This window comes from Moorena sp. SIO3B2 (assembly GCF_010692525.1).
Taxonomy (GTDB): domain Bacteria; phylum Cyanobacteriota; class Cyanobacteriia; order Cyanobacteriales; family Coleofasciculaceae; genus Moorena; species Moorena producens.
Genome location: NZ_JAAHHE010000211.1, coordinates 1 through 8,886, shown reverse-complemented (window position 1 = coordinate 8,886; position 8,886 = coordinate 1). Strand labels below are relative to the sequence as shown.

At 44.0% G+C, this 8,886-nt stretch carries 10 protein-coding genes; 6 read left to right on the top strand and 4 right to left on the bottom strand.

Annotation, left to right across the window (positions count from 1 at the left end; all coding sequences use genetic code 11):
- On the top strand, nt 1-2,069 hold a 2,069-nt coding region (locus tag F6K38_RS28050), incomplete at its 5' end, for a pentapeptide repeat-containing protein (protein ID WP_287358349.1).
- A gap of 236 nt (nt 2,070-2,305) precedes the next feature.
- On the opposite strand, the gene F6K38_RS28045 is transcribed toward F6K38_RS28050, so the two are convergent.
- Entirely contained in the window at nt 2,306-3,511 is a 1,206-nt protein-coding gene (locus F6K38_RS28045; RefSeq protein ID WP_008189591.1) for a phosphoglycerate kinase, read from the bottom strand.
- Between the two features lie 191 nt (nt 3,512-3,702).
- On the opposite strand from F6K38_RS28045, the gene F6K38_RS28040 reads away from it, so the two are divergent.
- Entirely contained in the window at nt 3,703-4,119 is a 417-nt protein-coding gene (locus F6K38_RS28040) for a universal stress protein (protein ID WP_008189589.1), read from the top strand.
- 141 nt (nt 4,120-4,260) lie between these two features.
- On the top strand, nt 4,261-5,127 hold the full coding sequence (gene ylqF / locus F6K38_RS28035; protein WP_008189588.1) for a ribosome biogenesis GTPase YlqF: 867 nt from the start codon (nt 4,261-4,263) through the stop codon (nt 5,125-5,127).
- Nucleotides 5,128-5,604: 477 nt separating this feature from the next.
- On the opposite strand, the gene F6K38_RS28030 is transcribed toward ylqF, so the two are convergent.
- Complete coding sequence (locus F6K38_RS28030) at nt 5,605-5,838, bottom strand: hypothetical protein (protein WP_287358347.1); 234 nt, start codon at nt 5,836-5,838, stop codon at nt 5,605-5,607.
- Nucleotides 5,839-5,922: 84 nt separating this feature from the next.
- Nucleotides 5,923-6,432 carry a pyroglutamyl-peptidase I family protein gene (locus F6K38_RS28025; protein ID WP_008189586.1) on the bottom strand — a complete coding sequence of 170 codons (510 nt, stop codon included), beginning with the start codon at nt 6,430-6,432 and terminating at the stop codon, nt 5,923-5,925.
- Between the two features lie 61 nt (nt 6,433-6,493).
- Between F6K38_RS28025 and hisH the strand changes: the two genes are divergently transcribed.
- Both hisH and rsmD read left to right on the top strand, forming a co-directional pair.
- Nucleotides 6,494-7,150, top strand: a complete 657-nt coding sequence (gene hisH / locus F6K38_RS28020) for an imidazole glycerol phosphate synthase subunit HisH (protein WP_008189584.1) — start codon at nt 6,494-6,496, stop codon at nt 7,148-7,150.
- Nucleotides 7,151-7,223: 73 nt separating this feature from the next.
- On the top strand, nt 7,224-7,763 hold the full coding sequence (rsmD, locus tag F6K38_RS28015) for a 16S rRNA (guanine(966)-N(2))-methyltransferase RsmD (RefSeq protein ID WP_008189583.1): 540 nt from the start codon (nt 7,224-7,226) through the stop codon (nt 7,761-7,763).
- Nucleotides 7,764-7,813: 50 nt separating this feature from the next.
- Here rsmD and petG read toward each other — a convergent pair whose 3' ends face one another.
- Nucleotides 7,814-7,927, bottom strand: a complete 114-nt coding sequence (gene petG, locus F6K38_RS28010; RefSeq protein ID WP_070395274.1) for a cytochrome b6-f complex subunit V — start codon at nt 7,925-7,927, stop codon at nt 7,814-7,816.
- A gap of 454 nt (nt 7,928-8,381) precedes the next feature.
- Between petG and F6K38_RS28005 the strand changes: the two genes are divergently transcribed.
- Nucleotides 8,382-8,756, top strand: a complete 375-nt coding sequence (locus tag F6K38_RS28005) for a c-type cytochrome (RefSeq protein ID WP_044495179.1) — start codon at nt 8,382-8,384, stop codon at nt 8,754-8,756.
- Nucleotides 8,757-8,886: the final 130 nt, after the last annotated feature.

The window sequence follows — 8,886 nt, the reverse complement described above, 5'->3', positions numbered from 1 at the left end:
TATCCCAATTGCTGATCCTAGGAATACCAGGAATGCGGTTAATCAGTTTAGCGTCCGCTACAGCACTGATGTTGGTTAACACCCGCTATTTAAAGCAATTAACATCAGCAGCAATTACCGTAGGATGCGGCATCAGCTTAATCGGATTCTTGCTTTGGGATGGCATCCCTAGCTTTCCCCAACCGTCCGGACAAGATTGGTGGGTTGTTGGAGCGATCGCTATTTTAACCTTATGGTTATCGCGAAGCTGGTTACTTCGTGTTAGCAAGATACAGGATAACCAATCACAATTTAAAACTTCAAATCAACAAACCAACCTTCAAAAAGCCAACCTTCAACAAACTAACCTTCAACAAACTAACCTTCAACAAACTAACCTTCAACAAACTAACCTTCAACAAACTAACCTCCCAAAACTGTATGCACAAGCAATGGATGGGTGGGCGATCGCACTGTTTATTTTTCAGCTAATTCTGCTGACTTGTTATTCTCTGATAGTCTACATTGGGTTTGGGTCACCAACATGGTTTATGCTCATCGTAAATGCAGTGACCTTAGGAGCGATCGCGTATCGCAGTTTTCCTTATCCATCCAACTGGGCTATTTATGGGATTGGTTGGAGTGTAGAACTGTTAACTACAGAAGCCCTGGGCTTATTAGACCATCCACTGATCAATTTAGCCGTTGCCAATACAGTATTAGGACTAATTGCTCAACTTTTAGGAGATTGGTGGCGACGCCGATCTAATCTCGACAAAATACCTAGTAGCTGGCATATTATTCCACTACTATACGGTAGCTTAGGACCGGTCTTAAGTTGGGGAACCTTTACCAATTGGACAGGTTTATTGTCTTTTGCCCTAGCAATAATTGCCATTGGGGTAGGGCGTCGCCGTGCAGAATTTAAACCTCTAATTTACCTTGCGCTATTTGGAGTATCGGTTTCTGCCTATCAACTGTTGTTATATCAATTATCCCAATTAGGAGGAGGAGCAAAAGGGGATGGATTGATTATAATGGCCGTGCTTGGCACTAGTATCATGTACGCCTATCGGGTATTGTCTCCTTGGCTGAAAGGATATCTACATTTTACCCCCAAAGAACTAAAGGTTATTTCCGATCTCCATTGGGTATGGAGTAGTTGTTTGTTGATAGCAGCAACAACTGAACCCATTGAATCCGCCATGATGCTGGGATTTAGTACTGGCGCGTTTTTAGTTATCTATGCTATTTCTCAAGGACGGAATCGGTTTAATCGCCAGCTTGGAGAAATCTGGGTTTATTTAGGTTTTGCTGAAGCATGGGGGATGCGGCTGTATTGGATAAATACCCCTGTGGCGCGTCTGTTATCCGGACCATTAGTGCCTTGGAAAGGTGCGATCGCATCCTTAGTCGCTTACTTTCTGTATTTCCTACCTTGGGAAAATTGGGGTTGGTCAAAACGTCCTTGGCAAATCGCTGCTTTCTTAATCCCCTTGATTGCCATTGCAGAAAATCCCTATAGCGGTAATTTAGCTAGTTTGGTGATTATCGCAGCTTTCTATATTATTCTCGCTATTGTTAATCAGCAAATTCGGTTTACCTTTATCAGTGTAGTAGTAATTGACTGGATGTTGCTCCGTTGGTTTGGACAACTACACTTAACTGCTGCTCTTTGGTATGTTCTCCCCTTGAGTTTATCCTTACTCTATATTGCCCAAGTCGATCCCTATCTAAGTGAACCCCCCCAAAAACAAATACGTCACAATCTCCGGTTAATCGGGACTAGTATTATTTGTTTAGTTTCCTTTTGGACTGCTCAATGGCTTGGGTTATTAACTGGGGGAATTAGTGTAGTGCTAATTTTTGCTGGATTAGCGATGAAAGTAAGAGCATTTATTTATGTTGGGACTGGAACATTTTTAATTAATGCGATCTACCAACTACTGATTTTTAGCTTTGATTATCCATTTTCTAAATGGGTGGTAGCGCTGTTTGTGGGAATTGGGTTTATCTGGATTGCCGCTACCTTTGAAACTCGCCGTGATCAGATTACAGCTTGGATGAATCAATTCCAAAGTTGGGAATAGGTTTAATTGAAGCTATCAGCTATCAGCTATCAGCTATCAGCTATCAGCTATCAGCTATCAGCTATCAGCTATCAGCTTTAGTCCCAATCTTGCATTTCCAAATAGATCATAAAAACCAATGCTGATTGATCGTAAACCAAACAATCTTCCCATCAAGACAATGCTAAATAGGGAGACAGCAATGCTATCTCCCTATGTAAAACTAGGATTTAAAACAATGCTTTAAAAAACTCTAGTTAGGCATCATTTAAAGCAGCAATTCCAGGTAAAACCTTGCCTTCGAGTAACTCAAGGCTGGCACCACCACCGGTGGAAATGTGGCTCATTTGGTCAGCAACACCAACTTTTTCCACGGCAGCTACTGAGTCACCACCACCAATGATGGTAGATGCACCTGTCTTGGTCAGCTCAGCCATAGAGTTTGCGATCGCTTCTGTCCCCTTAGCGAACTGATCAAACTCAAACACTCCCATCGGACCATTCCAGATTACAGTTTTGCAATCTGCCAAAGCCTCCTGAAACACCTTCACAGAATCTGGACCAATATCCAAACCCATCCAGCCATCAGGAATAGCTTCAATACTGACAGTCTGGGAATTAGCATCAGGGGCAAAATTATCTGCGATGACCACATCGGTGGGCAACAGCAATTCTACACCGCGCTCTTTTGCCTTAGCTTCTAGAGATTTCGCCAAATCCAGCTTATCGTCTTCCACCAGGGACTTACCCACACTCATACCACGGGCCTTGTAGAAGGTAAAAATCATCCCACCGCCAATTAGCAGTTTATCGACCTTTTCGAGTAGAGTGTCAATCACCCCAATCTTACTGGACACCTTAGAGCCACCAATAATTGCAGCTAGAGGCTTTTCAGGATTTTCTACAGCGTTTTGTAAATACTGCAGTTCCTTCTCAATCAAGTACCCAGCTACAGAAGGACTCAGGTAATGGGTGACTCCCTCAGTAGAGGCATGAGCCCGGTGGGCTGTGCCAAAAGCATCATTGACATACAAATCAGCAAGGGATGCCAACTGTTTGGTGAATTCTGGGTCATTCTTTTCCTCTCCAGCGTGGAAGCGGAGATTTTCCAGTAAAGCCACCTGACCATTTTCCAAAGCACCAACTTGGGCAGCCACCTCGTCTCCAACACAGTCTTTACACATGGTCACCGGTTGACCCAGAAGTTCTGAAAGACGCTCAGCAACGGGGGTTAGACGCAAGCTTTCCTTCACTTGTCCCTTGGGTCGTCCCAAGTGGCTACACAGGATTACCTTTGCCCCTTTCTTAAGTAAATCTTGAACAGTGGGTAAAGCAGCACGAATGCGAGTATCATCGGTGATGGTGCCATTGTCATCCAGGGGTACATTCAGGTCTGCTCTGACCAATACCGTTTTTCCGGCTAAATCTGATTCACTTAAATTGGCTACACTTTTCTTGGACACAGTATTAATCTCCTAATTGCTATTGCCTGCTAATCCCTGACTATCAGCCGTGTTGCCGGATGATTTGACCTCAGAGAGTTCGCTGTACATTAACTGGTAAGTCACCAGCTGAATGACCAGGACAAAAGGTATTCTTTTGTTAAGACCGTTCACATTTTACCGGAGTCCGGATCCTGGAGGAAATCTGTGATATGTTCAATACCGTTGTATTTCCAATTGACTCAAGTCGAGAAAGCCGTGAAGCTGCTGAGGTTGTTGGGAACATAGTGAAAAAGTACAGCAGCAATCTATATCTGCTGTCAGTGGTTGAAAAACCTGACCCTGGCCAGGCTACAGCAGCTGCTCCCGAGGCAATGACATCCCCTGAGGCAGTAAAAGAACTGCTTAACGGTGCCAAAGCATTATTTGCTCAGGAAGGCATTGAAGCCAAAACCGTGGAGCGGGAAGGAAAGCCTGCCTTCGTGATCTGCGATGTGGCTGACGAAATTGGGGCAAATTTAATTGTGATGGGCTCTCGGGGGCCAGGCTTGACAGAGGAAGGTATACCTAATAGCGTGGCCGATCGAGTGATTAATTTGTCCCCTTGCCCAGTATTGATTGTCCCATAAGTTGTGCTTAGTCATTGGTTCACTAAAATTGCTTGCCCGTTAATTGTCAATTGTCAATGGTCAATTTTCAATTAACGAATGACCAATGACTAATGACCAATGACTAATGGCTAATGACTAATGACTAATGGCTAATGACTAATGACAATCCAGTGGTATCCCGGACACATTGCCAAAGCCGAGCGAGAACTCAAGGAACAGTTGAAGCGAGTGGATGTGGTATTAGAGGTGCGGGATGCTCGGATTCCCCTCTCGACCAATCATCCTCAAACCGACCAGTGGGTGGGTAATAAAACTCGGGTGTTAGTGATCAACCGGGTGGATATGATTGACCCAAGGATGCGCCAACTTTGGGAATCGTGGTTTCAAAAGCAAGGGGATATCCCCTATTTCACTAATGCTCAACAGGGTAAGGGTATCCGCGCTGTGGCTAAAGCAGCCCAGACAGCTGGGGAGGAAATCAATCGACGTAGGCGCTCACGGGGAATGCGACCTCGTCCTGTCCGAGCTGTGGTAATTGGATTTCCCAATGTCGGTAAATCTGCTTTAATTAATCGACTTTTGGGACGTCGTGTGGTAGAGAGTGCTCGTCGTCCCGGTGTGACACGCCAATTGCGTTGGATACGTATTTCTGACCAACTTGAACTACTTGATGCTCCTGGTGTTATTCCTGCCAAGTTAAACAATCAGCAGCAGGCGCTCAAGTTAGCTATCTGTGATGACATTGGTGAAGCATCTTACGACAACCAACGGGTAGCAACAGCACTGGTTGCATTCCTGAAAGATTTAGATAAGATGAAGGAGTACACTCTTTTATTAAAGTCTTCTTTAGAAAAGCGGTACCAACTAGACCCAAACCCATTGACCGCTGAAGATTACTTACATGGTTTAGCCGACTATCGCTATCAGGGAAACATCGAACGTACAGCGCGGCAACTATTGGGGGATTTTCGTAAGGGTTTACTCGGAGCAATTGCATTGGAAGTACCACCAGAAGTACTACCCTAAGTACCACCAATGTAATTGCTTAGCATCTACAGCATCTACACAAGTACAATTACAAGCGCGATTCTACTAGTGAGTACTAGCTAGTGAGCGTCGCACAGAGCGAGTAGCACAGCGGGAGTCGTAGAGCGCGAGCCTAAGTTCCCTGTGGATATCTTTTTCTATAAATCTGATAATTATAGTCTGATTGAACCAATATTGTCAATATTTATTGAAAAATCAAGATCAGAACTTAAGCCAGGAAGGGACTTGAGGAGCTAACCCTAACTTAAGACAGATGACTTGAGCTAATTAGCGTAACCAACTTCAGTAATATTGCCGAGGGAAAAGTTTTTCAATCAGTCCTATAATCAATATTGAGCACCGAAACAGCTGATGCAGGGCTTACGCAAGAACTCTACAGGTGGTGTTAACAGTTACCCTTTAACCCATACAGGTAGTGTGTCGATGGCTGAATTGCGTAAGCTCTGTTTACCTGTATTAATATATACTGCTATAAGCATCAATATTTCTTAACAAGAGTTTGTATTTGTTTAAATTTGAAGGTTGGCAGGTTGAAGGTTGGCAGGTTGAAGGTTGAAGGTTGAAGGTTGAAGGTTGAAGGTTGAAGGTTGAAGGTTGAAGGTTGAAGGTTGTCTTGATTAGGCTTCTTGTCAATGTATTGTCTTGATGCAAAGCGCGAGTGGGGGAAACCCTCTCATTAAGGCGCTGCATTGCTTTCGTGATAGTGTTTTTCTCAATTATTCTGTGCTGATCGGAAGTTCCCGGATCTGAAGTTACCGACAAATGCGGCAAAGTCTATTGTGCCATTTGTTCCAAAATTATCCTAAAATCAGCCAAGATACCAGGCAAATTCTCTGGATTCAGCACAGGGACATGAACAAAGATACAAGAAGTATTGAGGTGATGCTCTCCAAGATACTTCAACACTTCGTAATAGAGTCCTTCGCAGACAAATTTACCAGCATCATGGCTAATCTCACATCCACTCAAGGCAGCTATTAGTTGCTCTAAGTTCACTGGGGTTTGAAGGCAGGCATCTTCACGAGTAGCACAGGATTCCACAGTTAATTTGTGCCGCTTACTCGCCATTCCACAACAAATAATCCCATCGGGTTGTATTTGATCAATTGTGGCAATTACCTGAGCACTAGCTTCGGCAATATCGACGGGCAACTGTCTTAGAAAAGTCAGGGAAGCAGATAAATCATTGGTTTGAGCAATTTTCCCTAATAAATCATCAGAGGAGTTAGATACCTGATCGGGTAACCAGGTTTGAAAGGATGTCAAGAGGATTTTTTTGTTCATCCAACAGAACCAATTAGAATAAAAAGAGCTTCAATAGTTCAATGTAAGGGAAAGCAGGTTAATGCCAGTAATTGCGGTTGTAGACTACGACATGGGGAACCTGCACTCTGCCTGTAAAGGGTTACAGAAAGCTGGTGCAACTACCAAAGTGACAGATTTAGCAGCAGATATAGAACAGGCGGATGCGGTGGTACTACCGGGAGTGGGGGCGTTTGACCCAGCGATACAACATTTGCGATCGCGTAACCTGGAGCAACCGATTAAACAAGCCATTGCCAGCGGTAAACCCTTTTTAGGTATTTGTCTAGGTTTACAAATTCTGTTTGAGGCAAGTGAAGAAGGCACAGAACCTGGATTAGGGATTGTGCCTGGGACAGTGCGGCGCTTTCGTCGAGAACCAAGTATTACGATTCCCCATATGGGTTGGAACCAGCTAGAGTTTACTCAACCGGATTGTACCCTTTGGCAGCATTTATCAGGCAATCCGCGAGTCTATTTTGTCCATTCTTATTATGTTGACCCAGTTGACCCTATGATTCGAGCCGCAACTACTACTCATGGGAGTCAAACCGTGACGGCTGCGATCGCTTACAATAATGTCGTAGCAGTACAGTTTCACCCGGAAAAGTCTTCTACTACAGGACTGCAAATTTTGTCTAATTTCGTGGCTCAGGTCAAGAGTTACTGCCATGATCGTACACTTGTCACCAAAGCCTGAAAATTATTCTTATTCTAAAATTATGCTACTACTACTGATGTAATCAGCACGCTCCCCACTGTCCTGTGTTTGGATGAGAATTTACGGCAATCGCCAACTGAAAACTTTGCCAGGACAAATTACCCGCCCGACACCAGCACGGGTGCGGGAGGCAGTATTTAATATTTGGCAAGGCAGTGTAGGGAATTGCCGATGGCTGGATTTATGTGCTGGTAGTGGTTCAATGGGGGCTGAGGCTCTGTGTCGGGGAGCTGCTTTGGTGGTAGGGATTGACAAATGGGCAAAAGCTTGTTCAATTATTCGTCAGAACTGGCAACAGATGGCTCAGCCGCAGCAAGAATTTCGGGTGTTGCAAGGGGATGTGGTCAGGCGATTGAAAACCTTGGCTCCTCAGCAGTTTGACCACATTTATTTTGACCCCCCCTACGCTAGTGATTTGTACCAGCCAGTGTTAGATGCGATCGCTCAATACCAGCTCCTCGACACCCATGGTGAGTTAGCTGTTGAGCATAGCTCTAACTACTGGCAACCAAAACCAATCCCCAATTTAGAAATTTGTCGCCAGAAGGTCTATGGCAATACTGCCTTGACCTTCTATTGCCCATTGGTTTAGGTCAGGGGTTTGGTAATGGTCAGTGGTTGATCAGCTCTGGGAAGGAAAAACTAACCCCCAAGTTGATTACCCCGTTGGTATTGCATATAGGCAGCAAAAAACAGTCCCAATAGAGTAACAGGTATTAAGCCAAGGACAATCCCAACAAGCAACGGTTCTACCACACTAAGTCTCCTAATTAAGTTTTTTTACCTGTTTCTCATATTACTAGCTCTGATCAACCTTAGGGTGCTGCTGGTGGTGAAACAGTTATTTATCAACCATCCTGAGTTCCATGGGTTGAGATTGCTCAGTCACACTCAGGAGGTTCTGACCTCATGACCTAAGCCCTGACTTGGGTTGAATACTTTTACCTATATCCCAGCTTATATACCAAAATGTATACCATCGATCTATTCCGCTAGTATCAGGTATATGGTTAAGACATAGTGTAGCATATAATACAAATACACGACAAGATCTTGATTAATGACTCCATAAATTTTAAGCTATGTTTATAAACAAAAATAATACTTAGTCTAAGTATTTACTTATCATTGCTTAACACAACTTAATCAATGGTTCAGTTTTATCGAGATTACAAGCGCTTTATTGATAGTCAACTTGACAGGAGACCCATTGGAAAACCAGCTTGTCCAACCTAGAGTTCTAGTGCGGCGAGTCACCTTGATAGTACTAGTCGCTTTGCTTGCTATAAGTCTTAGCCTGATCGGAATTCCCATGATGCAGGATTGGGATCCTTATGTACAAAAGGTTTTGTCCCTCAACGGTGATCCAGTCCGAGGTGATGCCATTTTTCAAATCAACTGTGCCGGGTGTCATGGAGCCAAAGGGGATGGTCATGTAGGACCAAGTCTAGTGAGTATCTCTAAGAGAAAGTCTGACGTGAGTCTGATTCAGCAAGTGATTAGTGGTAGAACACCACCAATGCCTAAGTTTCAACCTCAAACTAGAGATATGGCAGACCTGTTGAGTTACCTGGAACAATTGTAACTAAAGGTTGAAGGTTGAAGGTTGAAGGTTGAAGGTTGAAGGTTGAAGGTTGAAGGTTGAAGGTTGAAGGTTGAAGGTTGAAGGTTGAAGGTTGAAGGTTGAAGGTTGAAGGTTGAAGGTTGAAGGTTGA

What these genes read in the sequence shown, in the direction of transcription:
- F6K38_RS28040 (WP_008189589.1), top strand. Translation starts at nt 3,703, where the DNA reads ATGTTCAATACCGTTGTATTTCCAATTGACTCAAGTCGAGAAAGCCGT.
- rsmD (WP_008189583.1), top strand. Translation starts at nt 7,224, where the DNA reads ATGAGAATTTACGGCAATCGCCAACTGAAAACTTTGCCAGGACAAATT.
- F6K38_RS28030 (WP_287358347.1), bottom strand. Translation starts at nt 5,838, where the DNA reads ATGCAGCGCCTTAATGAGAGGGTTTCCCCCACTCGCGCTTTGCATCAA.
- ylqF (WP_008189588.1), top strand. Translation starts at nt 4,261, where the DNA reads ATGACAATCCAGTGGTATCCCGGACACATTGCCAAAGCCGAGCGAGAA.
- hisH (WP_008189584.1), top strand. Translation starts at nt 6,494, where the DNA reads ATGCCAGTAATTGCGGTTGTAGACTACGACATGGGGAACCTGCACTCT.
- F6K38_RS28025 (WP_008189586.1), bottom strand. Translation starts at nt 6,432, where the DNA reads ATGAACAAAAAAATCCTCTTGACATCCTTTCAAACCTGGTTACCCGAT.